At 44.6% G+C, this 1,270-nt stretch carries 1 protein-coding gene and 1 pseudogene; one reads left to right on the top strand and one right to left on the bottom strand.

Annotation, left to right across the window (positions count from 1 at the left end):
* Positions 1-79 precede the first annotated feature (79 nt).
* Complete coding sequence (locus OB236_RS39960; RefSeq protein WP_332843825.1) at positions 80-205, top strand: hypothetical protein; 126 nt, start codon at positions 80-82, stop codon at positions 203-205.
* Between the two features lie 80 nt (positions 206-285).
* On the opposite strand, the pseudogene OB236_RS39710 reads toward OB236_RS39960, so the two are convergent.
* Positions 286-528, bottom strand: a pseudogene (locus OB236_RS39710) (S8 family serine peptidase); the annotation flags it as partial.
* Positions 529-1,270 lie beyond the last annotated feature (742 nt).

Genomic DNA, 1,270 nt, shown 5'->3' with positions numbered 1-1,270 from the left:
CTGCTTGTTTATTGATCTATTTAACCGTGAAATCATTGGGTTTAGAATATAGCCAATAGACAAGGAGCGAAACTACACTATGCCCAAAGAAAGACGTACATTCACAAACGAATTCAAGAGCCAAAACGGACGATTTTCCATCGTTGCCGATCGCAGCTATAAGCAAAATCCCGTTGGCAGCAGCCAACTGCATCGCTTCTTTTAAAGCGGCGGAATTCTCTTCTCCAGCGAAACTCATGGTGATGATATCCATGTGGTTGTCAATCGCTCATTCCAGGCCTGCGATCACCCAGCTGTAACAGCCGCTGCCACTTGTATCGAGGACTTTAACGGCATATACAAATCTGCTTCAGGTGCAATCCCAACCAATCCTTGACCGTTGCGCAGCGCACTGATAATACCGGCAACATGGGTACCGTATCCATTCGTATCCGAATAGCTGGTCTCATTCGGAACGAAGGTAGCGCCTCCGGCCACCCGCAGGTCGGAATGATTCGCCGAGATTCCAGTATCCATAATGGCGATTTTGACGCCTTTGCCTGTGTAGACGCTGNGATAACGGCTGGCACATGAATCTGAGTCAGTTTAGGCGTAACAATGTCTGCCGATTTCTGGACGTAACTGTCCGGTTCCACATACTCCACATTGGGATCCTGCTGGAGCTTTTGAAGGTCCGCTTTTTTTAAACGAACAGCTGCATGAGCATTCAGACGACTGAACGCCTTCTCTGTCTTTTTGCTCATCGTACGTAATGCTGTGTTGCCTTTGGAGCCGTCCTTAAATTTCACAATATAGCCGATTTCCTCATCATTTTCATAGGATGGGTTTGGGGCTGCTAGCAAAGGTGTGGTCAGGCTGAATAAAATCAGGAAGGTAAGGGATATCGATATGAGTTTCTTAAGCAAGGTTACCTTCGGAATCAGGAATGGATTGAGTAATAATATTTTCAATGATAGAAAGGTTGGGTAATTCTATCTTTTGTGGTGAGTCGCGTGCTTAGGATGTGCATGGATAGATGGAATGATGAATTGGGCACATTCCCATTATTATCATACTGGTAATCAATAATTGGCTTGATGGCATTTGGGTGTAGTCCAGTCTCACTCTTGGTCAATTACATTAACGTCTACTACCCATTGAAGCCTTGAGCATCTGGACTGAGCCCTGTTGCATGAATCCTAACGTATCTTGCAATTACCGAGCTAAGGAATGAAAAAGTCTGAATCTATATAAGTTGAACTAAAATTGTTCAGTAATTTGGTCGCTTTCT

The organism is Paenibacillus baimaensis, assembly GCF_025567575.1.
The sequence above is the reverse complement of the archived record's forward strand: the minus strand, read 5'-3'. Positions and strand labels throughout refer to the sequence as shown.

Bases quoted from the DNA above. Each gene is read 5' to 3' on its own strand.
- OB236_RS39960 (WP_332843825.1), top strand. From the start codon at position 80: ATGCCCAAAGAAAGACGTACATTCACAAACGAATTCAAGAGCCAAAAC.